The sequence below is a fragment of the Nocardioides guangzhouensis genome, assembly GCF_004519545.1.
Classification (GTDB): Bacteria; Actinomycetota; Actinomycetes; order Propionibacteriales; family Nocardioidaceae; genus Nocardioides; species Nocardioides guangzhouensis.
In genome coordinates this window covers 42,956-67,957 of record NZ_SDKM01000026.1, presented here as the reverse complement: position 1 = coordinate 67,957, position 25,002 = coordinate 42,956, and the positions used below count along the sequence as shown (strand labels likewise).

At 73.6% G+C, this 25,002-nt stretch carries 20 protein-coding genes and 1 pseudogene; 14 read left to right on the top strand and 7 right to left on the bottom strand.

The window, feature by feature from the left end:
• Positions 1-4: 4 nt before the first annotated feature.
• Positions 5-2,413, top strand: a complete 2,409-nt coding sequence (locus EKO23_RS17010) for a hypothetical protein (RefSeq protein WP_134719316.1) — start codon at positions 5-7, stop codon at positions 2,411-2,413.
• A gap of 38 nt (positions 2,414-2,451) precedes the next feature.
• Here the strand turns inward: EKO23_RS17010 and EKO23_RS17005 are convergent, their stop codons facing one another.
• Positions 2,452-3,072: a DUF2306 domain-containing protein gene (locus EKO23_RS17005; RefSeq protein WP_246051143.1), complete on the bottom strand. Its 621-nt coding sequence runs from the start codon at positions 3,070-3,072 to the stop codon at positions 2,452-2,454.
• A gap of 53 nt (positions 3,073-3,125) precedes the next feature.
• Positions 3,126-3,806 carry a hypothetical protein gene (locus EKO23_RS17000; RefSeq protein ID WP_134719314.1) on the bottom strand — a complete coding sequence of 227 codons (681 nt, stop codon included), beginning with the start codon at positions 3,804-3,806 and terminating at the stop codon, positions 3,126-3,128.
• Positions 3,807-3,963: 157 nt separating this feature from the next.
• Between EKO23_RS17000 and EKO23_RS16995 the strand changes: the two genes are divergently transcribed.
• The 3 genes from EKO23_RS16995 to EKO23_RS16985 are packed head-to-tail and all read left to right on the top strand — an operon-like array spanning position 3,964 to position 6,663.
• Positions 3,964-4,710, top strand: a complete 747-nt coding sequence (locus EKO23_RS16995) for an HAD-IA family hydrolase (protein WP_217702667.1) — start codon at positions 3,964-3,966, stop codon at positions 4,708-4,710.
• Between the two features lie 46 nt (positions 4,711-4,756).
• Complete coding sequence (locus EKO23_RS16990) at positions 4,757-5,773, top strand: proline racemase family protein (protein ID WP_246051142.1); 1,017 nt, start codon at positions 4,757-4,759, stop codon at positions 5,771-5,773.
• Complete coding sequence (locus tag EKO23_RS16985; RefSeq protein WP_134719312.1) at positions 5,770-6,663, top strand: ornithine cyclodeaminase family protein; 894 nt, start codon at positions 5,770-5,772, stop codon at positions 6,661-6,663. The genes EKO23_RS16990 and EKO23_RS16985 overlap by 4 nt, the downstream gene beginning before the upstream one ends.
• Positions 6,664-6,680: 17 nt before the next feature.
• On the opposite strand, the pseudogene EKO23_RS26235 reads toward EKO23_RS16985, so the two are convergent.
• A pseudogene (locus EKO23_RS26235) lies at positions 6,681-8,068 on the bottom strand (flavin monoamine oxidase family protein).
• A gap of 109 nt (positions 8,069-8,177) precedes the next feature.
• Between EKO23_RS26235 and EKO23_RS16970 the strand changes: the two are divergent.
• Together EKO23_RS16970 and EKO23_RS16965 are read left to right on the top strand one after the other, a co-directional pair.
• Positions 8,178-8,720, top strand: a complete 543-nt coding sequence (locus tag EKO23_RS16970) for a GNAT family N-acetyltransferase (protein WP_167880523.1) — start codon at positions 8,178-8,180, stop codon at positions 8,718-8,720.
• Positions 8,721-8,783: 63 nt separating this feature from the next.
• On the top strand, positions 8,784-10,628 hold the full coding sequence (locus tag EKO23_RS16965) for an AMP-dependent synthetase/ligase (protein WP_246051141.1): 1,845 nt from the start codon (positions 8,784-8,786) through the stop codon (positions 10,626-10,628).
• A 13-nt stretch (positions 10,629-10,641) separates the two neighbouring features.
• Here the strand turns inward: EKO23_RS16965 and EKO23_RS16960 are convergent, their stop codons facing one another.
• Complete coding sequence (locus tag EKO23_RS16960; RefSeq protein WP_134719308.1) at positions 10,642-11,286, bottom strand: BBE domain-containing protein; 645 nt, start codon at positions 11,284-11,286, stop codon at positions 10,642-10,644.
• Between the two features lie 118 nt (positions 11,287-11,404).
• Between EKO23_RS16960 and EKO23_RS16955 the strand changes: the two genes are divergently transcribed.
• The 6 genes from EKO23_RS16955 (at position 11,405) to EKO23_RS16930 (ending at position 19,270) form a co-directional block, all read left to right on the top strand.
• Entirely contained in the window at positions 11,405-14,137 is a 2,733-nt protein-coding gene (locus EKO23_RS16955) for a winged helix-turn-helix domain-containing protein (RefSeq protein WP_134719307.1), read from the top strand.
• A gap of 160 nt (positions 14,138-14,297) precedes the next feature.
• Positions 14,298-14,723 carry a hypothetical protein gene (locus EKO23_RS16950; RefSeq protein WP_134719306.1) on the top strand — a complete coding sequence of 142 codons (426 nt, stop codon included), beginning with the start codon at positions 14,298-14,300 and terminating at the stop codon, positions 14,721-14,723.
• Positions 14,720-15,547 (top strand): GNAT family N-acetyltransferase, encoded by an 828-nt coding sequence (locus EKO23_RS16945; protein WP_246051140.1) that lies wholly within the window; start codon positions 14,720-14,722, stop codon positions 15,545-15,547. Before EKO23_RS16950 ends, EKO23_RS16945 begins: the two co-directional genes overlap by 4 nt.
• Before the next feature lie 46 nt (positions 15,548-15,593).
• Positions 15,594-16,280, top strand: a complete 687-nt coding sequence (locus EKO23_RS16940) for a cupin domain-containing protein (RefSeq protein ID WP_134719305.1) — start codon at positions 15,594-15,596, stop codon at positions 16,278-16,280.
• A gap of 94 nt (positions 16,281-16,374) precedes the next feature.
• A complete protein-coding gene (locus EKO23_RS16935) occupies positions 16,375-17,868 on the top strand; it encodes a Ppx/GppA phosphatase family protein (RefSeq protein WP_134719304.1) in 1,494 nt (497 codons plus the stop codon).
• A 115-nt stretch (positions 17,869-17,983) separates the two neighbouring features.
• Entirely contained in the window at positions 17,984-19,270 is a 1,287-nt protein-coding gene (locus EKO23_RS16930) for a hemolysin family protein (protein ID WP_134719303.1), read from the top strand.
• On the opposite strand, the gene EKO23_RS16925 is transcribed toward EKO23_RS16930, so the two are convergent.
• Complete coding sequence (locus EKO23_RS16925; RefSeq protein WP_246051139.1) at positions 19,224-19,892, bottom strand: hypothetical protein; 669 nt, start codon at positions 19,890-19,892, stop codon at positions 19,224-19,226. The two genes, EKO23_RS16930 and EKO23_RS16925, sit on opposite strands and share 47 nt — an antisense overlap.
• 132 nt (positions 19,893-20,024) lie before the next feature.
• On the opposite strand from EKO23_RS16925, the gene EKO23_RS16920 reads away from it, so the two are divergent.
• On the top strand, positions 20,025-21,062 hold the full coding sequence (locus tag EKO23_RS16920) for a zinc-dependent alcohol dehydrogenase family protein (protein ID WP_134719302.1): 1,038 nt from the start codon (positions 20,025-20,027) through the stop codon (positions 21,060-21,062).
• A 41-nt stretch (positions 21,063-21,103) separates the two neighbouring features.
• Here the strand turns inward: EKO23_RS16920 and EKO23_RS16915 are convergent, their stop codons facing one another.
• Entirely contained in the window at positions 21,104-22,123 is a 1,020-nt protein-coding gene (locus tag EKO23_RS16915) for an App1 family protein phosphatidate phosphatase (protein ID WP_134719301.1), read from the bottom strand.
• Positions 22,124-22,216: 93 nt separating this feature from the next.
• On the opposite strand from EKO23_RS16915, the gene EKO23_RS16910 reads away from it, so the two are divergent.
• Positions 22,217-24,520, top strand: a complete 2,304-nt coding sequence (locus tag EKO23_RS16910) for an ATP-binding protein (protein WP_134719300.1) — start codon at positions 22,217-22,219, stop codon at positions 24,518-24,520.
• 65 nt (positions 24,521-24,585) lie between these two features.
• On the opposite strand, the gene EKO23_RS26515 is transcribed toward EKO23_RS16910, so the two are convergent.
• The gene (locus EKO23_RS26515; protein WP_281280958.1) at positions 24,586-24,711 is read right to left on the bottom strand and encodes a hypothetical protein; all 126 of its coding nucleotides are present in this window, start codon (positions 24,709-24,711) and stop codon (positions 24,586-24,588) included.
• Positions 24,712-25,002: the final 291 nt, after the last annotated feature.

The window sequence follows — 25,002 nt, the reverse complement described above, 5'->3', positions numbered from 1 at the left end:
ACCGGTGACCATCTCCCCGCCGACAGGGGGCGGCGACGCTGCAGCGACGCCGCTTCCGGTCACGCCACGACCGGCCGTCCCGGTCCGGGCCGAGGGCATCCAGCTCATCGGTGCCATGCCCGGCTCGGGCTACAAGGACCCTCCGGCCCTGGTGCGACGTGCCGACGGGCAGATGGTCCAGCTGACGCCTCTGCTGTTCCAGGTCCTGGACGCGATCGACGGCGAGCGGACCCACGACGAGATCGCCGCGAAGGTGACCACGGCGTATGGCAGGCGGGTCAGCGCCGACAACGTCGCGACCCTGGTCGACAAGAAGCTCCGGCCGATCGGCCTGCTCCTCAAGGCCGACGGCTCCGCGCCGGAGGTCAGGAAGTCCAACCCGTTGCTCGGGCTCCGCATGCGGTACGCCGTGACCGACCCGGTCAGGACCGACCGGATCACCACGCCGTTCGCGATGCTGTTCAACCCGGTTCTCGTGGTCGCGCTGGTCGCCGGATTCGTGTACGTCTCGTGGTGGCTGCTCTTCGACAAGGGTCTCGCCTCGGCGACCCATGAGGCGCTGCACAAGCCGGGGCTCCTGCTGCTGATCTTCGTGGTCACGGTCTTCTCGGCCGGCTTCCACGAGTTCGGTCACGCGGCCGCCGCCCGCAGGGGCGGCGCCACGCCCGGTGTGATGGGGATGGGGCTCTACCTCTTCTGGCCGGCGTTCTACACCGACGTCACCGACTCCTACCGCCTCGGACGCGGCGGTCGGATCCGTACCGACCTCGGCGGTCTCTACTTCAACGCGATCGTCGCCCTCGCCGTCGTCGGCGTCTGGTGGGCGACCGGGTACGACGCGCTGCTGCTCGCCGTCGTCAGCCAGATACTCCAGATGCTGCGGCAGCTGACGCCGATGGTCCGCTTCGACGGCTACCACGTGCTGGCCGACCTCACCGGCGTCCCGGACCTCTACCACCGGATCAGGCCGACGCTCCTGGGCACCCTGCCCTGGCGCTGGCGCGACCCGTCGGCGACCGCACTGAAGCCGTGGGCGCGCCTCGTGGTCACGGCGTGGGTCTTCGTGGTCGTGCCGCTGCTCGCACTCACGCTGTTCACGATGGTCATGACGCTGCCGCGGGTCCTGGCCACCGCGTGGGTGAGTCTCCAGGCACAGGTCGACCTGCTGGGCGCCTCCTGGGCCGAGGGAGACGTGGTCGCCGTGCTGGCACGCATCATCGCGATCCTGGCGCTGGTGCTGCCGATCGCCGGGATCTGCTACATCCTGACGCGCCTGGTGCGTCAGGTCGCGCGTGGCGTCTGGCGAAGGACCGCCGGCAAGCCGCTACGCCGCTGCCTGGCCGTGCTGACCGCGCTCGCGATCGTGGCCGGGTTGATCTGGGCCTGGTGGCCGCGCGAGGACACGTACCGCCCGATCTCGGCGTACGAGAAGGGCACCCTGGGCCAGGTGCTGCCCCGCGCCGAGCCGCCGCAGGCCCGGGTCGGCTCCGGACCGCTGGCCGAGGGACAGCGGGGCCACGCCGAGGCACTGCTCGCGGGCAATGTCCGGCCGACCGAGGACGAACCCGGCCTCGCCCTCGTGATGGTGCCGCGCCAGGCCGGCACGTCCGACCCCGTCGCGACCGGACCCACCAGCACCGGAGAACCCCCGGACAGCTCCGGCGACGGGGGCGCCGCGAACACCTGGGTCTTCCCGTTCGACCAGCCGCTCCCACCCGATGAGGGCGACAACCAGGCCCTGGCGGTCAACACCACCGACGACACGGTGGTCTACGACCTGGCCTTTGCCATGATCTGGGTCGACGGCGACCAGCCGGTGACCAACACCAACGAGGCGTACGCCGCGGCCAGCTGCGAGGACTGCGCAGCCGTCGCGATCAGCTTCCAGGTCGTGCTGATCGTCGGTGATGCGGACACCGTGGTGCCCGCGAACCTGGCGACTGCGGTCAACTACAGCTGCGTGCGCTGTCTCACCTACGCGCTGGCCAGCCAGCTCGTGGTGACCCTCGACGGCCCGCTCAGCGACGCGGGCATGGCGGAGCTGCGCGCCCTGTGGGCCGAGATCGCGGCCTACGCGCAGGGCATACCCGGGCGCAGCCTGTCCGAGCTGCAGGGGGCGCTCGAGGACTTCCAGGACCGGGTCCTGGAGGTCATCGACGCCGATCCCTCGCGAGCGCAGCGAGACGACTCCGACCCGGGGGACCCGGGGGAGTCCTCGAGCGCCGACCCGAGCGAGGTGCCGTCGGAGCCGACGCCGAGCGAGCCAGCGAGTGCCGGGTCCAGCGAGACACCCGACGGGTCGCCCAGTGCGCCGGAACCGAGTCAGACCGCCGATCCGACGACCAGCCCCTCGGCCGACCCCACGACGTCGGCGGATGCGCCCGCACAGGAGTCCACGACCGCGGCGCCCTGACCAGCGGCCGCCTCCGTGGCGCCCGCCGCGGCGCCACGTCACCGGCCCCTGACCAGGTGCTGCTGCCGGCGGGCCGGGCGGCGGATGACCCACTCGGCGACCGTCAGGTTGAGGAGCCAGCCGGCGACCTTGGCGAGGTCGCCGCGCATCTCGCCGGTGCCGAACAAGGCGCCGCCCAACCCCTCCGTGAACACCTGGGTCCCGGCGCCGAGGCCGATCGCGAAGGCCCGGATCATCCAGGCCCGGTGGCCGGCGACGTCGCGACGGCGGATGGCCGTGATGCCGAGGACAAGGCTGGCGACCAGCGCCGAGACGAACACGAGCCGGAAGGCGAACAGCAGGTCCCCGGTGCCGGGCTGTGCCTCGTAGCCGAGGGTGAGCCACAACGCCGACCCGGCCACGACCAGGCCGGCCACGGCGACCACGCGCCCGGCGCGCCGGTGCCAGGCCCGGTGGCGACGCCGGATCCTCGGTACCAGCTGGAACGTGCCGACGAACGCGAAGACAGCGGCGCCCACGATGTGCGCCACGAGCGCGACGGGGAACCCCGTGAACCGGTGATCCGCGGGGAAGACGGCCGGGCCTCCGGCGAGCTGGACCAGCCGCAGTGCGCCGGCGGTGAGCGGGATCGCGCTGAGCCCGACCAGCGCCGCCGGCACCGGCCAGCTCCGCTCCCGGCCGCGTCTCCGGACAGGCTCCGTCCGGACCGTGGTCATCGGCCCGGGGAGACGGCGGCGTACGACGCGTCGGCGTCGACCGAGGCCGACTTCCGCTGGCTCAGCCACAGCGAGACGCCGAGCGCGACCATGGCGATGCCGATCGGGAAGGCGAGCAGCCGGTAGAAGGAGTCCGGCATCACCTGGAGCGCGGCGGTGAGGATGCCACCGACCGCCAGCAGCAGGGTCGCCCAGCGGGCGAGGACGCGGGCGCGGAACAGCGCGATGCCGAACAGCAGGCCGCCGACCAGGATGCCCGTGCCCTGGAGCAGGTTGACGGTGTTCATGGCTCCGATGTCGGCGCTGGAGGTGCGGCCCGTGGTCACGTCGATCACGTCGTTGACGTAGCCCGGGTCGGTCTGAGCGACCTCGGGGATCACGAACGCGGCGCTGAACGCCGTGCCCAGGACGAGGAGGTAGCCGGCGCTGAGCACGAGGTAGCCGACCAGCCCGAGGACTCCGTTGCGGCGGACCTGGCTGAGGTACATGCCGGTGATGCCGGCCAGGGAGAGCGCGGCCATCAGCACCTTCAGGGTGTCGCGGACGGCCATCTCGGTGCTCTGGATGGACGTGGCGTCGAGGTGGGGGTGCTTGACCTGGATGCCGATGAAGAGCGCGCCGGCTGTGGCGGCGGCGGCGCCGGAGGCCTGGGTGAGACCGGCGGTGGTGACGTTCATGACGGGGCTCCTGGTTCGGGTGCCGAACGGGTGTCCGACGATGTTCCGGACGTTAGGAGCCGGCTGGGTGAGTCCACATCACATGACGATGTGACCGACGTGATGATTCGCTGAGGCCGGTACCGACGACTCGACGACCGTGCGGAGGACACAACCCATGACCGACCTGGACCTCACCGCGTTCGAGGCGCTCAGCTTCGACTGCTACGGCACCCTCATCGACTGGGAGGCCGGCATCGCCGCGGTCCTCGCCCCATGGGCTCGCGAGCAGGGCCTCGGGCTCACCGACGAGGAGCTGCTGCTCGCGTACGCCGACAAGGAGGCCGCCGTGGAGCGCGAGACACCCACCGCTCTCTATCCCGAGGTCCTCGCCAACGCCTTCCGCCGCACGGGCGACGGGCTCGGCTGCCTCGTCAGCGACGTCTGGGCGCAGCGGCTGGGGGATTCGGTCCCGGACTGGCCGGCCTTCCCCGACTCCGCCGATGCGCTGGAGAGGCTGGCCAGGCACTATCGGCTGATCATCCTGTCCAACGTGCACCGGGACGGGTTCGCGGGCAGCAACCGGCGCCTGCGCGGCGACTTCGCGGCCGTCATCACCGCCGAGGACGTCGGCGCCTACAAGCCCGCCGAGAACCACTTCCGCGCCCTCGACGCCGTCCTCGCCGAGCTCGGGATCGAGCGTGCGGAGCTGCTGCACGTGGCGCAGAGCCTCTTCCACGACCACGTGCCCGCACAGCGCGAGGCGCTGCCATCGGTGTGGATCAACCGCCGCCACGACCAGCCCGGCTGGGGAGCCACCCCGGAGCCCTCGGGCGAGTGGACCTACGACCTGGAGCTCCACTCGATGGAGGAGCTCGCCGACGCGGTCGACCGGGCCTTCGCCGACGCCCGGGGAGACAGCTGACGGAAGCCCTCTGACGACGATGGCTGTCTCGTGGGAGGCTGCGAGCGTGCTGCCGTCGACGATCGCGACCACCGACTACCACACCGGCGGGGAGCCGTTCCGCATCGTGGCCGACCCGCCCGTCCGCGTGGAAGGGTCGACCGTCGCCGAGCGGCGGGCCCGGGCCATCGAGGACTCCAGCGTGCAGGCATTGCGCGCCGTCCTCTGCTCGGAGCCTCGCGGCCACGCCGACATGTACGGCGGGTTCCTGGTGCCGCCGGACGACGACAGGGCCGACCTGGGGGTGTTGTTCTGGCACAAGGACGGCTTCTCGACCGCCTGCGGCCACGGCACCATCGCGCTGGGCGTCTGGGCCGTGGAGACGGGCCGGGTCAGCGGCCCGGAGACGGGAAGCGTGGACGTCGTGATCGACGTGCCGTCGGGCCGGGTCACCGCCAGGGTGCACCGCGAGGACGAGCGCGTGGTGGCCGTCGACTTCGTCAACGTGCCCAGCTGGGTGGTCGCCCGCGACGTACCGGTGTCCACCTCCCGCGGCGACGTCTCCGTGACCGTCGCGTTCGGCGGAGCGATCTACGCGACCCTGCCTGCCGCCGACCTGGGCCTGTCCGTCGCTCCGGAGCACCTGGCCGACCTCATCGGGCTCGGGCGGGAGATCAAGTGGGCCCTCAACGACGCCCCGGTCGCCGTGCACCCGACCGATCCTCGCCTGAACGGCATCTACGGCACCATCTGGTTCGACGACCTCGGCGACTCGGACGGCTGGGTCCATCAGCGCAACGTGACCGTCTTCGCCGACGGCGAGGTGGACCGGTCGCCCTGCGGATCGGGCACCTGCGCCCGGCTCGCGGTGCTCGCCGCCGCCGGTCGGCTGCCCGAAGGCACCCGGCTGCGGCACGACTCGATCGTCGGCAGCACCTTCACCGGGACGGTGCTCGAGAGGCTCGACCACGACGGGCGTCCCGCCGTGGTCCCCCAAGTCACCGGCATGGCGTACCGGACCGGCGAGCACACCTTCTCGATCGACCCGCACGACCCGCTGGTCCCGGGGTTCGTGCTGCGATGAGGTACCTCGACGCGGACGCCGTCGCCGCCCTCGGGCCGGCCCGAGCGGTCGAGGCCGTGACGGACGCACTGCGGGGTGGCCTCGACCCCACCACCGACCCGGCCCGCACGGCTGCCGACCTGACCGCCGGCCAGTTCCTGCTCATGCCCTCCGAGACCGCCACGGGCGCGGGCGTCAAGGTCGTCACCGTCGCCCCCGGCAACCCCGCCCGCGGACTGCCCCGCATCCAGGCCACCTACCTCCTGTTCGACCGCGAGACCCTCGCCCTGCGTGCCGCGCTCGACGGAACCGCGCTCACCACCCTGCGCACCCCCGCCGTCTCCGTTGCCGGCGTTCTCCCGCGGCTGCCGGCACGTCCCCTTCGGGTCACCGTGATCGGGGCAGGCCCCCAGGCCGAGGCGCACGTGGCGACCCTGGCCGCGGTCCGCCCCGTCGAGCACGCCACCTACCTGGTGCGCGACCCCTCGCGCACGTCTCTCGACGCCGTCGCCCTCACGTCGCACGAAGCCGACGAGGTGCTGCGGTCGGCGGACGTCGTCGTCTGTGCGACCTCGGCCCGGACACCGGTCTTCGACTCGGCGCTGCTGCGCGACGACGCGGTGGTCATCGCCGTCGGCTCGCACGAGCCGGACGCGCGTGAGCTCGATGCGGCGCTGCTCGGCCGCGCCACCGTGGTCGTCGAGGACGTCGCCACCGCCCGGCGCGAGGCCGGGGACGTGGTCCTCGCCATATGGGACGGAGCCATCGGCCCGGACGACCTCCTCCCGATGCGCGACGTAGTGACCGGCGCGGCCGACGTCCCCACGGACCGGCCGATGGTGTTCAAGACCGTGGGCATGTCGTGGCAGGACCTGGTCGTCGCCGAGGCAGTCCTGCGCCGTGCACGGTGAGGGAAGACTCCGCCCGGTCACCGGTCGTCCGGGAGTCTGCCCAGGGTCACCGCCGTCGTGCCGAGCAGGCGTCGGGCTTCGCGGATCCCGCTGGTCATCGCGCCGTCGGCGTACCCCACCCGGGCGCTCTGGGTGTGCTCTCCTGCGAAGAGGACGCGGCCGCCGACCGGCGAGCCGAGCAGGTCGAGATCGGCGTTGGTGGCGCCCGGCGGGACGTGGGCGTAGGCCCCGGCGGCGTACGGGTCGTCGGCCCACCCGGTCGTGACCGCCGCGACGGGGTCGGGGAGCGGTGCGCCGTGCGCCGCCGCCAGCATGTCCGTCACCCAGCGGACCGCCGCCTGTCTGGAGCTCCACAGCACGTGACCTGTGGCGGAGTGGAACGCGTGGCAGACGAGGACCGGCCCGGCACCGAAGGCGTCGAGGTCGAAGACCCACAGGGCGGGCTCGGCCGGGTCGGGCGGGAAGAGGACCAGGTGCGACCACCCGGCGTCACGCCAGAAGGGCCGGTCGAAGGCCAGTGCCACCTTCTCGTACCGCCCGAAGCCCAACCGGTGCATCGCGTCCGTCCGCTCGGGGGGCAGCGGCGGGTCGAAGCTCGGCAGCCCGTTCCTCAAGGTGCCCAGCGGCGCCGTGACCACGACGTGGGTTCCGGCCTCGGTCGCACCGGAGGCCGAGGTGACGGACACCCGTCGCCGGTCGCGGCCACGCGGGCGGCCGGCCAGTCCAGGCGTACGTCGAGCCCGGCCGCCAGGGCGTCCACGACGCCGGAGTACCCGCCGTCGGGCAGGTCCCCGAACAGCTCGCCGCCGTACTCCGCCTGGGTCCACAGCCACTCCAGGGACTGGTGCTCGGCCGCACCGGCGGCATCCGCCTCGACGGACGCCCGGAGACCCTGCCGGGCCCGGCGCAGGGCGTCGGCGGTCAGCCCGCTCGCGGCGAGGTGGGCATCGATGCCCTCGGCCGCCGAGGCGGTCGGCCCCAACGTCGCCCGCAGGCCGCCGAGGGCGTCGGTGAAGCCGGCCAGCTCGGCCTCGAGACCGGCCTCGACCTCCGCGTGCGACAGGCGCTGCCCGGTCGCGCAGTCGAACGCGGACAGGGTCGGCAGCGGGTCCCCGGGACGGCACGGGATCCCGACGCCGTCGGCCAGGCGGCGTACCGGGTTGCCGACCGGGTGGTGCACCCAGGAGCCGCCGAGATCCACCGGGGTGCCCACGAGGTCCACCGTCTGCAGTCGTCCACCGATGCGTTCGCGGGCCTCGAGCACCACGCAGACCACGCCGGCATGGGCGAGCGCGTTGGCGACCGTGAGGCCGGCGATGCCCGCACCGACCACCAGCACGCGGTCCACCGGGCCCACGAGTCCGTTCGGGATCTCGGGGTCTGGGTCGTGGAAGGTGGTTCCCATCGTCGCCCGTCCGGTCGGTGCGTCGATCCTAGGCCGTCCGGCCCGGAGCGCCCGCCAGCTGGGCGGCCTCCTCCGGCCGGCACGTACCGTGTGCCCGGGGAGGTGGGGAGTGATCGCGGAAGCCCGGCTGGCCGACGGTACGCGCGCACTCGTCCTGCCCCTGCGCCCCAGCGATCGAGAGGCGATCCGTGAGGGCTACGAGCACCTGTCGGCCGAGACACGCGAGCACCGCTTCCTCTCCGGCGTCCCGCACCTCACCGAGGTGATGCTGGACCACCTGGTCGACGAGGTGGACGGGATCGACCACGTCGCGCTGGCGCTGGTCGTCGTCGGACAGGGCGGGGAAGGGATGCCGGTCGCGGTCGGGCACATGATCCGCTACCCGGACCGGCCGGGCGCGGCGGACGTCGCGGTCACCGTCGTCGACGGCTGGCAGGGCCGCGGTGTCGCGACCGCGCTGCTGGCGGAGCTCCTTCGGCAACGACCCGAGGGGGTCAGCCGGATCATGACGACGGTGGCGGCCGACAACCCGGCCTCGCTGGCGATGCTCCGCCGCCTCGGGCCGGCCACGGTGACCCGGGTCGGGTCGAACCTCGAGGTCGTGGTGGACCTGCCCGATACGGAACCTCCGCCCGGTCCCGGCGGGACCTAGTCCTCTACGTCGGCCTGCGGCGGACTGTGAACCTGAGAGGACCACGCGAAGGGAGGGCGTGTCGTGTCCGCGCCAGGTGAGTCCAGTCAGTCCCGCCGAACCGAGGTCGGCTACCCGACACCGGCGGAGTCGGTGGCCCGGATGTTCTACGACCGGGTCCGCGCCACGCCGGACGTCGAGGCCTACCGCTTCCCCCGCGACGGCGGGTGGGAGTCGGTGACCTGGGCACAGGCGGAGGAGATCGTCCGCCCCCTGGCGGCGGGTCTCCTCGCACTCGGGATCGGGCCCGAGGACCGCGTCGCGATCGCCAGCAGCACCCGCGTCGAGTGGCTGTACGCCGACCTCGCCGTCACGTGCGCCGGGGCGGCCACGACCACCGTCTATCCCACCACCGGCGCCGAGGACGTCGCCTACATCCTGTCCGACAGCGGATCCCGGATCGCCTTCGCCGAGGACGACACCCAGGTCGCCAAGCTGCGCAGCCAGCGCGACCAGCTGCCCGACCTGATCCGGGTGGTCACCTTCGACGGCGGGGCCGACGGCGAGTGGGTGCTAGGCCTCGACGACCTGCGGGCGCTGGGCGAGAAGTACCTTGCCGACCACCCGACCGCCGTCGACGACGCCGTCGACGCGGTCCGGTCCGGTGACCTGGCCACGCTCATCTACACCTCGGGCACCACGGGCCGGCCCAAGGGGGTCGAGCTGCCCCACAGCTGCTGGACCTACATCGGCGCCGGAGCTGCCTCGCTGGACATCCTCTCCAGCGACGACCTCCAGTACCTCTGGCTCCCGCTGTCGCACTCCTTCGGGAAGATGCTGGAGGCCGTGCAGCTGCAGATCGGCTTCCCGACCGCCGTCGACGGCAGGCTGGACAGGATCGTCGAGAACCTCGCAGTGGTCCGGCCGACGTTCATGGCCGGCCCGCCGCGGATCTTCGAGAAGGTGCACTCCAAGATCGTCCAGACCGTCGAGGAGGAGGGCGGGGTCAAGGGCACCCTGTTCCGCTGGGCCTTCGACGTGGGCGACCAGGTCGGTCGGGCGCGGCTCGAGGGCCGTTCCCCGGGACCCGCGGTCCGCGTCCAGCACGCGCTCGCCGACCGTCTGGTGCTGTCCCGGATCCGGGACCGGCTGGGTGGCCGGATCCGCTTCATGCTCTCCGGGAGCGCCGCGCTCTCCGAGGACGTCGCCGCGTGGTTCCACGCCGCCGGGGTGCTGGTGATCGAGGGCTACGGCCTGACGGAGACCAGCGCCGGGACCAGCATCGTCCGCCTCACCGACCCGGTCTTCGGGCGGGTGGGGCCCCCGATCAACGGCACCGAGGTCCGGCTGGGCAGCGACGGCGAGATCTTCGTCCGCGGCCCCAGCGTGATGCGCGGCTACCACAACCGGCCCGAGGAGACCGCCGAGGTGCTCAGCGAGGACGGCTGGTTCGCCACCGGCGACGTGGGCGAGATCGACCCCCAGGGCCGGCTGCGGATCACGGACCGGAAGAAGGACCTGGTCAAGACCTCCGGCGGCAAGTACATCGCGCCCCAGGCGACCGAGGTCATGTTCAAGGCGGCCTGCCCGCTGGCCAGCCAGATGGTCGTGCACGCCGAGGGCCGGAACTACGCCACGGCGCTGGTCGCGCTCGATCCCGAGGCGCTGGCGCAGTGGGGCCGGGCGCACGGCCTGGCCGGTCTCGAGTACCCCGAGCTGACCCGGCACCCCGCCGTCCGTGCCTACGTCCAGGGGTGCCTGGACCAGGTCAACGCCCGGCTCAACCGATGGGAGACGATCAAGGACTTCCGGGTCCTCGAACGCGACCTGTCGATCGAGGCAGGCGAGCTGACGCCCAGCATGAAGGTGAAGCGCAAGGTCGTCGAGACGACGTACCGGCCGCTCCTCGACTCGATGTACCCCAGCTAGCCAGTGCCCCGGGTCATGCGGGCGGGACCTGGTGGTTGCCGCGGAACACGTCCTCCGGGTCGTACGCCGCCTTGACCCGCTGCAACCGGGCCCAGGTGCCGGCGTCGAAGAAGGAGCTGGCGTCCGTGGGTGCCATCACGAAGTTCGGGTAGTCGCCGACCTTCTCGGGCGCGACGGTCTGCGTCAGCGCGCGCAGCCCCTCCTGGACTGCCGGGTCGAGCGCCGGGTCGGGCACCACGCCGAGGCTGAGCATCGCGACGTTCCCGGGCAGCGTCGCCCGGGCGCCGGCGCCCGGCGCCGCGCGGTGCAGGGCACCGCCGACGTGCCGGAACTCCACCAGGGTCAGCGGTGAGCCGGGACCGGCGAGGCGGGCCACCTCCTCGATCGCTTCGGGCGTGAGGCGGTCGAGCAGCGCCGTCGTGGACCGGAACGGGAGGGGGCTGTCGGGATCCATCGCCTGTGTGGCCAGCGCGATCGGCTCCGTGGTGGCGAGGGTGTCCATCGCGGGGCCGAGTTCGCGCACCGGTTCGAGCAGGCGGCTGCCCTCGGCCCCGGAGCCGAGGAACGACACGAGCACGATCATGAACGACTTGCCCCGCACGACCTCCGGGATCTCCGGGAACGGCGGGAAGTGGATCACCGACGCCCAGGTGGTCATCTCCTCCGGAAGCGACGGCAGCGGGCAGGGCCACCGGTCCTGACCTGCGCGAGCGTCGGAACCCCGGGGTCCTGATGTTCCCGAGGCGTCGACCGCGCCCCGTCCCTAGGGTGGGCGGATGCCAGTGCTCGGCGCCAAGCTGCGCGTTCCGTCGCCGCGACGGCAGCTCGTGGTGCGACCCCGGCTCACCGACCGGCTGACGGGCGGGTCCGGCTCGCTGCCTCGGCTGGTCCTGGTGTCGGCGCCGGCCGGCTTCGGCAAGACCACGCTGCTCACCCAGTGGCTCGGCGGCCCGGAGCAGGACCGGCGGGTGGCCTGGCTGTCGGTCGATGCCGACGACGACGACCCACGCCGGTTCCTCACCCACCTGGTCGCAGCGGTCCGGACGGGCAGCCCCGACGTGGGGGAGGGCGCGGCGGCGCTGCTGGAGGCCGAGGGCCAGCTGCCGACCGACCAGGTCCTGGTCAGCCTGGTCAACGACCTCGACCAGCTGCCCGGACCCACCGTCCTCGCCCTCGACGACTACCACCTCCTCGAGGACCCCGCCGTCCACGAGGTCGTGGCGTTCCTGCTCGACCACCTGCCGCCCCAGGTCGTGCTCGCCGTGACCACCCGGGCCGACCCCCCGCTGCCCCTGGCCCGGCTGCGAAGCCGAGGCGAGCTGCTCGAGCTGCGCGCCACGGACCTCCGGTTCACCGCGGACGAGGCCGACGCGTTCCTCAACCAGGTCATGGACCTCGGGCTCGAGCCCGCGCACGTCGCCGCCCTGGAGGCCCGCACCGAGGGCTGGGCGGCCGGGCTGCAGCTGGCCGCGCTGTCGGCTCGCGGCCACACGCGCGGTGCCCGGGACCGCCCGGACGGCATGGACGCGTTCGTGAACGACTTCGCGGGCAGCCACCGCTTCGTCCTGGACTACCTGGTCGAGGAGGTCCTGGACAGCCAGCCCGACGACGTACGCCGGTTCCTCCTCGACACCTCGGTGCTCCAGCAGATGACCGGCGACCTCTGCGACGCCCTGACCGGCCGGCGCGACGGACAGCAGGTGCTCGAGGAGCTGGACCGGGCCAACCTCTTCCTGGTGCCGCTCGACGACCGGCGGGAGTGGTACCGCTACCACCACCTCTTCGCCGACGCGCTCCGTTCCCGTCTCGACGCGGGGTCTCCCGACCGGCTGCCGGGCCTGCACGGCGCGGCCGGCCGCTGGTACGCCGACCACGGGATGCTCGCCGACGCCGTCGGCCATGCCCTCGCGAGCGGCGACACCGCGGCGGCGGCCGACCTGGTGGAGCTCGCTCTTCCCGGGCTGCGGCGGAACCGGCAGGACCGCACCCTGCGGACGTGGCTGCGCGCCCTCCCCGAGGACGTGTGCCGCACGCGTCCGCTGCTGGCCACCCAGCTGGCCTGGGCCCGGCTGTCCGAGGGTGACCTGGACGGGGTGGAGACCTGGCTCGACGACGCCGAGGCGGCGCTGGACGGCTCCCCGGCACCCGGACCGGCCACCAACGCGGCCCTGCCGGGGGAGGTCGGGGCCCGGCTGGAGGAGCTGACGAGGCTGCCGGCGATGCTCGAGGTGTACCGGGCCTCCGTCGCCCAGGCTCGCGGCGACGTCGACGGCACCGTGGCCCACGCCCACCGGGCCCGGGACCTGTCCGGGCCCGGCGACCACTTCGCGTGGGGTGCGGCCTCCGGCTTCCTCGGGCTGGCGGCGTGGGCGGCCGGAGACCTGCGCTCCGCCGTCGACACGTTCTCCGAGGCGGTGGCGAGCCTGCGCGCGGCCGGCAACCTGGCCGACGAGCTCGGCGCCACGGTCGTGCTGGCCGGCATGCGGCTGGCCCTGGGCAGCCCGGTCGAGGCCCGGCGTCTCTACGAGCGGGCCCTGGCCGCCGCGGCCCGCCACCCGGGTCCGCTCTCCACGACGGGGGACCTGCACGTCGGGCTGGCCGACGTGCTGCGCGAGCAAGGCGACCTCGACGCGGCCGCCGACCACCTGCACCGGGCCCGCGCGCTCGGCGAGGGCGCCTCGCTCCTGGAGAACCGGCACCGGTGGTACGTCGCGATGGCCGGGCTGCTGCGGGCCCGGGACGACCTCGACGGCGCGGAGCGGATGCTCGACGAGGCCGAGCCGCTCTACCTGCCCGGCTTCTTCCCCGACGTACGCCCGATCCCCGCGCAGCGGGCGAGGATCCACGTCGCGCAGGGGCGGCTGGACGACGCGGGGGACTGGGCACGGCGGCGCGGCGTGACGCCCGACGACCCGCCGAGCTACCTCGCCGAGTTCGACCAGCTCACCCTGGCCCGGCTGCTCGTCGCCCGGCACCGGGCCGGGCACTGCAGCACCGGCCCCGCCGAGGCGCTGGCCCTCCTGGACCGGGTCGTCGATGCCGCCGGTGCGGCCGGCCGCACCGGGAGTCTGGTGGAGGCGCGCCTCGTCCGGGCCCTCGCGCACGACGCCGGGAGCGCTCGCGAGGCCGCCCTGGCGGACCTCGGTGCGGCACTCGTCGACGGTGTCCCGGCGGGCTACGCGCGCCTCTTCCTGGACGAAGGTGAGCCGGTGCGGGAGCTCCTCCGGGCCGCCGAGCCGCGTCCCACAGGAGGCGCGGAGGCAGGCCGGCTGCTGCGACTCGCGACGCCGGGACCGGCACCGGTCCCGCCGGGGGAGGAGGAGCTGAGCGAGCGCGAGGTCGAGGTCCTGCGCCTGCTCGCGACCGACCTCACCGGCCCGGACATCGCGCGGCAGCTCTTCATGTCGGTCAACACGTTCCGGACCCACACCCGGCACATCTTCACCAAGCTCGACGTGAACACCCGGCGGGCCGCGGTGCACCGTGCCGGCGAGCTCGGCCTGCTCTGAGGGCGACGCATGAATCACCAAGCCGGTCACATCGGCTTGTGATGCGTGCTCACCCCGCCGGTTCCTAACGTCGGGATCACCGCCGGGCAGTCGGCCCGGCACCGGCACCCACCGACCGTCACTGACGGGACCGGGCCCGGGCATCCGAAAGGGAGTGACCATGTCCAGCACGACGACGGCGGCGCCGACCCGCGAGCTGTCCCTGACCCGGCTGCACCTGATGCGCGGCGGGTACGCCCTGATGGGCGTCGGGCTTGTGCTGGTGAAGTGGCCGCTGCTGCCCGACGCCGCGTCCCTGCCGCTCTACGAAGGCGTGACCCTCTGCCTGCTCACCGCCCTCTCGCTGCTCGCCCTCCTCGGATTGCGGCACCCGGCGCGGATGCTGCCGGTCCTGCTGTTCGAGTCTGCCTGGAAGCTGCTGTGGCTCGTCCTGGTCGCGCTCCCGGCGGCGGCCCGGGGGGACCTGGACCCGGCCATGGCCGAGACCGTCGCCAGCTGCTCGCTGATCGTGGTCGTCCTCGCCGTCACCCCGTGGCGGTACGTCTGGGAGCGCTACGCCGTCGGACCCGGGGAGCGGTGGCGATGACGATCTCCCGCACGGCCACCCCGGACGCGGCAGGGCCGTCGGCCTACGAGCTCCGCGTCGCCGGACACCTGGACGACCACTGGTCCTCCTGGTTCGGCCTGGCCCTCACCCGCCATCCCGACGGCACCTCGACCCTGGCCGGGGCGATGACCGACCAGGCCCAGCTGCACGGCGTGCTGGCCCGGCTCCGCGACCTGGGCGTCACCCTCCTGTCGCTCCGGGCGGCCACCGACCCCGACGACGGTCGGGCCCACGGCTCGGCTGTGGCGCCCGTGCTGCCGCGGCCGGTGCGGACCGACCGGCTGGTCCTCCGCCCGGCCACGCCCGGGGACGCCGACGCCACGTTCGCGTACCGGCGCCTCGAGTCCGTCGGGCAGTGGCTCACCGAGCTGCCCACCGACCTCGCGTCGTACCGCGCCACCTTCGTCGACCCCACCCGGCTGGCCGCGACCGTGGTCGTCGAACGGGACGGCCGGACGGTCGGCGACCTCATGCTCCGCGTCGAGGACGCGTGGGCGCAGCAGGAGGTCGCGGACCGGGCGACCGGCCGGCAGGCCGAGCTCGGCTGGGTCCTCGACCCGGCGTGCACCGGGCACGGGTACGCCACCGAGGCGGTCCGGGCGCTGCTCCGGGTCAGCTTCCACGACCTCGGCGTACGGCGCGTGGTGGCGACCTGCTTCCTCGACAACGTCGCCTCCTGGCGACTCATGGAGCGGGTCGGCATGCGGCGCGAGGCGCACGCCGTACGCGAGTCCCTGCACCGGTCCGGCCGGTGGCTGGACACGGTCACCTACGCGCTCCTTGCGGAGGACCACCAAGCGTGACCTTCGGCCCGTTCGCCCAGCCCGTGACCGTGGCAGGGTGGGTTGCATGAGCACGGGACGGGTACTCGCCGCCGATGCGGGCGCGGTCGACCTCGGCGCACGCGCCGCGGACGTGCTGGCCACGGCCACGGTGGCGCTGGTGGAGGACGGACCGGAGCTCGGCCTGTGGGAGGCCGGGCCGGGCGAGGACACCGACGAGGAGGTCGACGAGGTCTTCCTCGTGCTGTCCGGCAGCGGCGAGGTGACCTTCGAGGACGGAAGCCGGGTGTCCCTGCGGCCGGGGGTGCTGGTGCGGCTGCGGGCCGGCGACCGGACCATCTGGCGGGTGACCGAGCGCCTCCGCAAGCTGTACGTCGCGACGGACGACCAGGGAGCCGGTGGCGGCGGGGACCGGGTTCTGGCGGGCGACGCCACCGCGCTGGCGCTGACCCGGGAGTTCCCGTCCGGCCAGTGGGTGATCGGCGGCTGGCCGACCGCGCGGGTCGAGGAGCTCGGCCGGCTCGGCAGCGCCCGCGTCGGGCTCTGGGAGACCACTACCGGCGTGGTGGCCGACATCGAGCAGGACGAGTGCCTGCTGGTGCTCTCCGGCAGCGGGACGGTGCGGTTCGAGGACGACGGCGAGGCCGTCGACCTGCACCCCGGGCTGCTCCTGCGCCTGCGCGACGGCGAGCGGGCCGAGTGGCAGGTCGGCACGGACCTGCGGGTCCTCTCGGTGGCATGGTCCCGATCCTGAGCCGAATCACCCGGACCGGGCGATCCAGCCGCGGCCGCCGCGGCGGGACCGTCACCACGGAGCGGTGCCTCCGCCTCCGGATGGGGAGCAGGCGATGACTGAGCAGCCCACGATCGTGCCGCGGTGGGAGTGGCGCACGTTCGGAGACCTCGGACCCGCCCGCGACCGGGTCGGGTCGCTGGTCACCGACGAGGCGCAGGCGAGCGAGGAGCTCTACCTGCTCTCGGCATACGGCGACGCGTCGGTCAAGGTGCGCGGCGGGCTGATGGACGTGAAGACCCTGGACACGGTCCGGGACGACGGGCTCGAGCTGTGGATCCCCCGGATGAAGACCGTCTTCCCGCTGACCGCCGGGCAGGCGGGTTCGGTCCTCGCGGCCCTGGGCGTCGAGCCGCCTCCGGGCGCGGGCGAGTGGACGCAGGACCGGTTGGTCATCGACGTGATCCGTGCCGACCCGCGCCTGCGCGCACCCACGGTGCGCAAGTGGCGGCGGCGGGGGATCGTCGACGGCTGCATGGTCGAGCTCACCGAGATCACCGTCGACGGCGCGAGCGCGACGACCGTCGTGGTGGAGGCGTCCGACCCGGGGCTGGTCACCTCGACGGTCCACCGGCTGGGGCTCGACGACCGACGCAACACCTGTTTCGCCCGCGGCCTCAAGTCCCTGCTGCGCTGGGGGCGGTTCGCGGTCGTCGACGTGGGCACCAACTCCGTGAAGTTCCACCTCGGCGAATGCCTGGGTGACGGCGGCACCCACACCCTCATGGACCGGTCCGAGGTCACCCGGCTCGGCGAGGGCCTGGCCGAGACCGGCGGGCTCACCGGGCCGGCGCTGGCGCGGACCGCGGACGCCATCGCGGGCATGGTCGACGAGGCCCGGCGGCACGCCGCGGTCGAGATCGCGGCGGTCGGCACGGCGGGCATGCGGCAGGCACCCAACCGCGCCGACCTGGTCGACACGGTGCGCGCCCGCTGCGGCGTGACCATCGAGGTGATCCCGGGCGAGGAGGAGGCACGGCTCGCGTACGTCGCGGCCACGGCGAGCCTGCCGGTCGCCGGGGGCCGCCTCGTGGTCTTCGACTCCGGCGGCGGCAGCAGCCAGTTCACGTTCGGGGAGGTGGGCCGGATCGACGAGCAGTTCAGCGTCGACGTCGGCGCGGTCCGGTTCGCCGAGCGCTACGGGCTCACCGGAGCGGTGCCGCGAGAGACGGTCGACGAGGCCGGCGCTGCGATCACCGCCGACCTCGACCGGCTGGCCGGACGGGAGACTCCCGACGCAGTGGTCGCGATCGGGGGGACGGCGACCAACCTGGCCGCGGTCCGCCACGGCCTGGCGGCGTACGACCCGGACGTCGTGCACGGCACCGCCCTCGACCTGGCGGAGATCGACCGGCAGATCGAGCTCTACCGCACCCGGGACGCCGAGGAGCGGCGGGCGATCGTGGGTCTGCAGCCGGCCCGCGCCGAGGTCATCCTGGCCGGGGCCTGCATCGCGCGCGCGATCCTGACCCTGCTCGGCCGGGAGTCGCTCACGGTGAGCGACCGCGGCCTGCGGCACGGGGTGTTCGCGGAGCGCTTCGACGGCTGAGCGGGCGGCCGCGACGCGCGCAGCGGGTTGCCCGCGTCGCTACGGTTGCGGCCATGGACGAGTCCCGAAGTAGCAACCGTTCACCCGTGCGCGGGAGCCGGGGTGGACGGGCCTGATGGACTCACAGACGTTCGTGAACTTCGCGCTGGTGCTGCTGTTCGTGCTCGTCGGCGGCGTCTTCGCAGCCACCGAGATCGCGCTGGTCTCGCTGCGGGACAGTCAGGTGGCACGCCTCGAGCGCAGCGGCCCCCGGGGTGCCCGGGTGGCCTCGGTCGCGCGCGACCCCAACCGGTTCCTGGCCGCGGTGCAGATCGGCGTCACCGTCGCCGGCTTCTTCTCCGCGGCGTACGGCGGGTCGACGCTCGCCCCGGACCTCGCGCCGTACCTCGCCGACCTGGGGCTGCCCGAGGGCGCCTCCGAGACCACCGCGCTGGTGCTGATGACGCTGCTGATCGCCTACCTCTCCCTGGTGCTGGGCGAGCTGGTGCCGAAGCGGCTGGCGCTGCAGAAGGCGGCCGGGCTGTCGCTCGCCACCGCGCCGGTGCTGGACCGCTTCGCGACCGCGATGCGCCCGGTGATCTGGCTGCTGTCGGTGTCCACCAACGCCGTGGTCCGGCTGCTCGGCGGTGACCCGAGGGCGACGGGGGAGGAGCTCGCCGAGGAGGAGCTGCGCGACCTGGTCTCCACCCACGAGGGCCTCGGCGAGCAGGAGCGCCGCATCGTCGGCGACGTCTTCGCCGCCACCCAGACCAGCGTGAAGGAGGTCATGCGGCCGCGCGGCGACGTCGAGTTCGTGGACGGCGACCTGACCCTGGCCGAGGCGGCCGACCAGGTGCGGTCGGGTCCGTACTCCCGTTACCCCGTCACCGGCCGTGGCTTCGACGACGTGATCGGGTTCGTGCACGTCCGCGACCTGCTCGACGTGCCGCCCGACGCCGGCGTACGGGTCCGTGACGTCGTTCGCGAGGTGCCGATCCTGCCGGCCACCAACAAGGTGCTGCCCGCCGTCACGCTGATGCGCCGCGCGGGGACGCACCTCGCCGTCGTGGTGGACGAGTACGGCGGCACCGACGGCATCGTCACCCTCGAGGACCTGGTCGAGGAGCTGGTCGGCGAGATCCGCGACGAGTACGACCTCGAGGACGGCTCCGAGGTCGTCGACGTGTCCCGGATCGACGGGGGTACCAGCATCGAGGACTTCGCCGACGAGACCGGAGTGGTGCTCCCGGACCACGGCGGCTACGAGACCGTGGCCGGCTACGTCATGGCACGGCTCGGCCGGATCGCGCAGGTCGGCGACACCGTCGAGGCCGGCGACGCGATCATCCGCGTGGTCGCGATGACCGGGCGACGCGTCACGCAGGTCGCGCTCCGGAGGAACGAGGCGGAACCACCGAGCTGACCGGCTCCGGCTCCGGCGCCGGGCAGGCGGCGATGCCCGCCTCGAGCAGGGAGCGCAGCCTCCGGTCGGTGTCCGGCCTGCCGGTGGTCACGACCCCCTCGACCGCGCACCGGACCATCGTCGGGGCGCACAGCCGGGCGAAGGTCTTCTCGCTGATCGGGTTGCGCAGCCCGAGCTGGTCGACCCACGCGACCGCTCCCGGCACGCTGTCGAGCGCGGCCCGAGCCTGCCGGCGTACGGGCTCGCGACCAGGGTGGCCGGCGCACAGCCGCTCGGCCTGGAGCAGCCCGCCGGCCAGCGCACGCTGCCGCGTCTCGGGCACGTCCAGGATCGCGGTCGTGGCCACGGCGACTGCCACGGCCAGCCAGGTGTCCGCGTCACCGCGCCGGCCGACCACCGACGGGATCAGGTGGACGAGGTGCTGGCGGTCGGCGTCGTTGGTGTTGTCGTTGACCTGACGGGCGAGCTGGGCCAGCAGCGGATGCGTGCACGACGGATGGTCGCTCCAGCGCTCGCCGGCGAGCACCGACGCCATCTCCATGAAGCAGGCGCCGCGTCGGGGGTTCCGGTGCTTTCCGCGGGACAGGACCGGCATGCCATCGGGAACAAGCGAAGACCTCATGACGACCTCCTTCGTCGAGCATGCGCCGCCCCGGGGGACCGGGGCAACAGTTTTCCGCGATCGGTCCGCACCGCGGCCCGCCGGACGTCCGCATCCGCTGACGCGGCGCCACCTGGCTGACAGGCTGTACCGGTGCGCGCCGTCGTCCTGGATGCCGTCCGAGGTCAGCCCGAGGTCAGGGACGTGGCCGAGCCTGCGGCGCCGGTCCACGGGGTGGTGGTCCGGGTGATGGCCACCGGGGTGTGCCGCAGCGACTGGCACGCCTGGGCGGGGCACGAGGAGATCCTGTTCCCGCACGTGCCGGGTCACGAGCTCGCCGGTGTGGTGACCGAGGTCGGTGAGCAGGTCGGCCGGTGGCAGGTCGGCGACCGGGTCACGGTCCCGTTCGTCTGCGGCTGCGGTCGGTGCGAGTGGTGCCGGGCCGGGGATGCCCAGGTCTGCCCCGATCAGCAGCAGCCGGGATTCACCCACTGGGGATCGTTCGCCGAGTACGTCGCCCTGCACGCCGCCGACACCAACCTGGTGGGCCTCCCGGACCAGGTCGACTTCGCCACGGCGGCGAGCCTCGGGTGCCGGTTCGCCACGGCGTACCGCGCCCTGGTCGGCCGCGCACGGGTCGCCGAGGGAGAGTGGGTGACCGTCCTCGGTGCCGGCGGCGTCGGCCTGAGCGCGGTCATGATCGCCGGGGCGCTCGGTGCCCGGGTGGTCGCGGTGGACCGCAACCCCGAGGCGCTCGCGGTCGCCTCCGGGGTCGGCGCGGAGCACACCTTGCGCGCCGACGGCACCGACATCCCGTCAGCCGTCGCCGACCTGACCGGCGGCGGCAGCCACGTCACCGTCGATGCGGTGGGCAGCGAGCAGACCTGTGCCGATGCGATCCTCAGCCTTCGCCGCCGGGGTCGCCACGTCCAGGTCGGGCTGCTGCCCCCGGTCGACGGTCACCCGCGGCTGCCGATGGCACGGGTGATCGGCTGGGAGCTCGACCTCCTCGGGAGCCACGGGATGGCGGCGGTGGACTACCCGGCCATGCTCACGCTCATCGGGCAGGGCCGGCTCCAGCCGCAACGGTTGATCGAACGCACCATCGGGCTCGACGAGGCGGCCGCGCTGCTGCCCGGCTTCGATCGGGCGACCGTGGCAGGGATGACCATGGTCGACCCCACGCGCTGACCCGGGTGCCGGCGCGACTCAGCGACCAGAGCCCGGCACGGTCAGAGGAGGCCCAGCGTGGCCGCGTGGCGGCGTACGGCGGCGCTGTCGGCGGCCAGCACGAACGGGACGTCGTGGTCCCAGGCGTCGGAGACCTTCTCCACCCGCCCGTCGCCGGGGTCGAGCCGGACCTCGCGGATGTAGACCGCCAGCACCCGGCCGGGGCGGGAGCGGACGACGTCGGCGTACACCTCGGGGTCCTTCTCGCCGGAGTCGCCGATCAGCACGAACGGCAGGCCGGGGTGCAGGTCGAGAACCTCGAGGATCCGGCCGGCCTTCTGCTCGCGCCCGGCGGCGCCGCCGAGCAGGTCGCGCAGCAGCACCGGCCCGAGCGGGAACGCCCGGTGTCGAAGGAACCCGAGCAGGAACGCGTGCAGGTTCCACGGGCTCGACGAGACGTAGAAGACAGGGTTGCCACCCCGGGCGAGGTCGCGGTAGAGCTCGGGCGCCCCCGGGAACGGCGTCCGGGTGAGCGCGGACCCGGTGACGGTCTGCCGGACCATCTCGCCGACCCGCTGCACGCCCGTCTCGAGGATCGTGTCGTCGATGTCGGACACCACCCCGAACGCTGCGTCCGGACCCGGCACCAGCACCTCGATCCCGGTCGGGTGCGGGTCGCTCAGGCCGCGGTAGTCGCCGGCCAGCTCGACCGTCCCGCTCGTCCACGGGCTCGTCAGCGCGCCGGGCTGCGGGTGCAGCCGGGCGAGGAAGTAGCCCTCGTCGTCGGTGGACGTCTTGACCGTCGCGCCGCCGACCGTGATCCGCAGCGGCACGCCGGGCAGCTCGTCGGTGACGAACTGGCGGAGGGTACGGCGCACCGCGGCGCCGACCCCTTCGCCCTCGACCGCCTCGGACGGCGGCGGGTCGTCGAGCACCCGACCCCGCACCACGACGCCCTCGGCGCTCCCGTGCCCGACGTAGGTCTCGATCCGGAAGTCCGCGGGCGGCCGCGACGCACGTCGCCGCAGCCGGACGGCGTCCCAGGTGCGCTCGAGCTCGAGGACCCAGCGGCGCACGCTCATGGCACCACCGTAAGGGGCAGCGACGGCTACCCTGCTGACATCGAGAGCCCGCCCGTCTTCACGTCGTTCGTCGGCAGGAGGTCGTTGCTGGCAATGGTCAGTCAGCGACTCGCGGGCAACCGTGCGATCACGCTGACCGGGCCGGGCGGGGTCGGCAAGACCCGGATCGCGATGAAGGTCCTGGAAAGGGAGCGCCGGGCCTACCCTGACGGCTGCTGGTTCGTCGACCTCGGTACCGTCCCCGACGGCGCCCTCGTGGCCGCGACGGTGGCCGGTGCGTTGCGGCTGTACGCCGATGCCGCGGCCCCCACCCCGGACGGCATCGCGGACTTTGTGGCCGACTTCGTGTCCGACCGGGAGGCCCTGCTGGTGCTCGACGGCTGCGAGCACGTCCTGGAGGCCACGGCCCTGCTGGCCCTCCGGCTACGAGCGCGCTGTCCCCGCCTCCGCATCATGTCGACCAGTCGGCAGCGGCTCGGGATCAGCGGCGAGGCCGTGGTGCTGGTGCCGCCGTTGACCGTGCCTGAGGGGGGTCACCAGGTCGCGGCAGAGGCGCTGTCGCAGTTCGAGGCCGTGGAGCTGTTCGTCGACCGGGCGATGCTCGCGCGCTCCGACTTCGCCCTCTCGGAGAGCAACGCACCGGCGGTCGCCGAGCTGTGTGCCGGCCTGGAGGGCATCCCGCTCGCCCTCGAGCTCGCCGCGGCACGGGCCGGCAGCTTCTCTCCCGAGTCGATGCTCGAACAGCTGACCGACCGCTACGGATTCCTCAGCCAGGGGTATCGCGACCTGCCGGACCGCCACCGGTCGCTCCGCGCGTGCGTCCAGTGGAGCCACGACCTGTGCACCGAGCAGGAGCAGCTCGTGTGGGCTCGCATGTCGGTGTTCTCCGGCGGGTGCGACCTGACCGCCGCCGCTCGCGTCTGTGCGGACGAGGACGTGCTGCCCGGGGAGCTCCTCGGCGTGATCAGTGCCTTGGTCGACAAGTCGGTCCTGGTGGCGTCGGAGGGACGGGGCGGCGCGGCGCGCTACCGCATGCTCGCCACCATCGCCGAGTTCGGGACCGAGCGGCTTCGGGCAGCCGGTGAGCTCCACCTGCGGCGGGAGCGGCACCTGGACTGGTGCTCGAGCCTCGCGTCGACGTTCCGGTCCGACTGGTCGGGTGCCGGGCAGGCCGCGGCGCTGCGGCGGGTGCGCGACGAGCACGCCAACATCCGGGCGGCCCTCGAGTTCTGCGTCACCGAGTCCTCGACCCCCGAGGCAGGTCTGCGTCTCGCGGCGGACCTGGAGGCCTACTGGGTGACAGCAGGTCTCGCGGACGAGGCCCGGTACTGGCTGGAGATCGGACTGGGCAGCGACCGGGGGGACCCGGCCCTCCGTGCGCAGGCGATGGCCTTGCTCGGGAGGTTCGCAGGGCTGCAGCACGACTTCGGGGCGGCGCGTGCCTGGGCCGATGAGGCAGACGCAGCCGCGGAGGCCGCTGACGACCACCGGACGCGGGAGATGGTGCAGACCCTGACCGCGATCCTGGCCGTCCGGGACGGCGATCTCGGCCTCGCCGTCGACGCGTCCCGCCGGGCTGTCTCCATGCTCCCCGCCGATGCACCCCTGAGCGTGCGGCTGCGGGCCCTGTTCGTGCGTGGAGTGTGCCTCCGGCTCGCCGGGGACGCGACCGGCGCGGCCGAGGTTCACGAGCAGGCGGTGCTGCGGGGGGCGGAGGCGGGCGAGACCTTCTGGCGCTCGTTCTCGCTCACGGGGCTCGGCGAGCTGGCGCTGGACGGGGGCAGGGTCGACCGCGCCGACGAGCTCTTCGGTGAGGCGCTGCGCCTCAAGGTCGAGCTGGGTGACCGACTCGGGATCGCTCTCTGCCTGGACGCCCTCGGACGGGTGGCGCTGGCGGGGGACGACCCCACCCGCGCCGCCGTGCTGCTCGGAGCCGCGGAGTCGATCTGGGACGCCATCGGGATGCGGGAGACCGGCAACCCGTTCGCGCGCGAGTCGTCGCGCTCCGAGGGGATCCACCGGGCACGTGCCGCCCTGGGCAAACGGGCGTTCCGCACCGAGTTCCGGCGCGGCTCGGCGCTGTCCGAGCAGCAAGCGGTTGCCTGTGCGCTGGGAGAGACCCGCGAGCCGGCCCCGCAGTCAGCGGCCGAGCCGTCCCCGCTGACGCGGCGGGAGACCGAGGTCGCCGCGCTGGTCGCCGAGGGCCTGTCGAACCCGGAGATCGCCGAGCGCCTCGTGATCTCCGTGCGTACGGCGCAGGGCCACGTGGAGAACATCCTCCGGAAGCTGGGGTTCACGTCGCGGGCCAGGGTTGCGGCGTGGGTGACCCACCGTCAGGCCGTGACCCGCGAGCCGGGCCTCGAGCCACTGCCGGCCCCGCCGGCCGGACGAGGCTGAGCACCGAGAACCTGCTCCCCCGCGCAGGCTCCGCGCGGGGGAGGAGGGGTCCGACGGGGAGACGGTCAGCCTGCGTCGACGCAGATCGTCCAGACGGTCACGTCCGTGCTCGGGGCGTCCGAGGTGGAGTTGAGCCGAACGATCCAGCCGTCGTGCCGGTCTGCCTTCGGCTTGTTGGTCGACCAGTCCATGCGGCCCGGGAAGGAGTCCACCAAGGGGCCGGGGCGGGCACCCCCCGCCGAGCGTGTGGTTGGCCGGTGGGGCCCCGTGCTCCCCACCGGCCACCCCCCACGGGCGCGGCCGACGGCGACCGCCCGCGGGCGACGCGCCGCTTCTCGTCCGAGAGCCCGGGGGCGGTTCCGGAGAAGGATCGGTGACCCGTCGGTGCCGGACATCCGCCGATCGGCGGGTGCGGTTACCTGAATTTCGCGTTCCCGCAAGGTGGCGGGTACGGCATGCTGGGGTGGGACGGGGTGGAGGGA

Bases quoted from the DNA above. Each gene is read 5' to 3' on its own strand.
- EKO23_RS17000 (WP_134719314.1), bottom strand. From the start codon at position 3,806: ATGAACGTCACCACCGCCGGTCTCACCCAGGCCTCCGGCGCCGCCGCC.
- EKO23_RS16995 (WP_217702667.1), top strand. From the start codon at position 3,964: ATGACCGACCTGGACCTCACCGCGTTCGAGGCGCTCAGCTTCGACTGC.
- EKO23_RS16985 (WP_134719312.1), top strand. From the start codon at position 5,770: ATGAGGTACCTCGACGCGGACGCCGTCGCCGCCCTCGGGCCGGCCCGA.
- EKO23_RS16960 (WP_134719308.1), bottom strand. From the start codon at position 11,286: ATGACCACCTGGGCGTCGGTGATCCACTTCCCGCCGTTCCCGGAGATC.
- EKO23_RS16955 (WP_134719307.1), top strand. From the start codon at position 11,405: ATGCCAGTGCTCGGCGCCAAGCTGCGCGTTCCGTCGCCGCGACGGCAG.
- EKO23_RS16950 (WP_134719306.1), top strand. From the start codon at position 14,298: ATGTCCAGCACGACGACGGCGGCGCCGACCCGCGAGCTGTCCCTGACC.
- EKO23_RS16945 (WP_246051140.1), top strand. From the start codon at position 14,720: ATGACGATCTCCCGCACGGCCACCCCGGACGCGGCAGGGCCGTCGGCC.
- EKO23_RS16940 (WP_134719305.1), top strand. From the start codon at position 15,594: ATGAGCACGGGACGGGTACTCGCCGCCGATGCGGGCGCGGTCGACCTC.
- EKO23_RS16935 (WP_134719304.1), top strand. From the start codon at position 16,375: ATGACTGAGCAGCCCACGATCGTGCCGCGGTGGGAGTGGCGCACGTTC.
- EKO23_RS16930 (WP_134719303.1), top strand. From the start codon at position 17,984: ATGGACTCACAGACGTTCGTGAACTTCGCGCTGGTGCTGCTGTTCGTG.
- EKO23_RS16925 (WP_246051139.1), bottom strand. From the start codon at position 19,892: ATGAGGTCTTCGCTTGTTCCCGATGGCATGCCGGTCCTGTCCCGCGGA.
- EKO23_RS16915 (WP_134719301.1), bottom strand. From the start codon at position 22,123: ATGAGCGTGCGCCGCTGGGTCCTCGAGCTCGAGCGCACCTGGGACGCC.
- EKO23_RS16910 (WP_134719300.1), top strand. From the start codon at position 22,217: ATGGTCAGTCAGCGACTCGCGGGCAACCGTGCGATCACGCTGACCGGG.
- EKO23_RS26515 (WP_281280958.1), bottom strand. From the start codon at position 24,711: ATGGACTGGTCGACCAACAAGCCGAAGGCAGACCGGCACGACGGCTGG.